This window comes from Micromonospora sp. DT47 (genome assembly GCF_049844475.1).
Lineage (GTDB): Bacteria > Actinomycetota > Actinomycetes > Mycobacteriales > Micromonosporaceae > Micromonospora.
Genome location: NZ_JBNCLC010000085.1, coordinates 1 through 262 on the forward strand (window position 1 = coordinate 1; position 262 = coordinate 262).

General features: G+C 64.1%; 1 protein-coding gene. It reads left to right on the top strand.

Translation table 11 applies throughout. The features are described 5' to 3' along the window. On the top strand, positions 1 to 262 hold a 262-nt coding region (locus ACLQ2U_RS32255), incomplete at both ends, for a hypothetical protein (protein WP_425754655.1).

Below are 262 nucleotides of genomic sequence, written 5' to 3' on the forward strand. Positions count from 1 at the left end.
TCGACCCCACCTTCACCTGGACCCCGGTCGGACCGAAGATGTCCGGCTGGTCGAGCATCTCCTACCAGCACCAGTCCACCAACTACTGGAAGGACACCCCCGACCCGATCGGGCGGATGCAGGTCGGCAACTCCGGCGAGCAGCGCTCCAACACGCTGATCAACTTCCCGGTCCCCTACAGCACCCTGGCCGGCGCCGAGATCTACGACGCGATGTTCAAGATCACCAACACCCGGTCGTGGAGCTGCACCGACAAGACCGT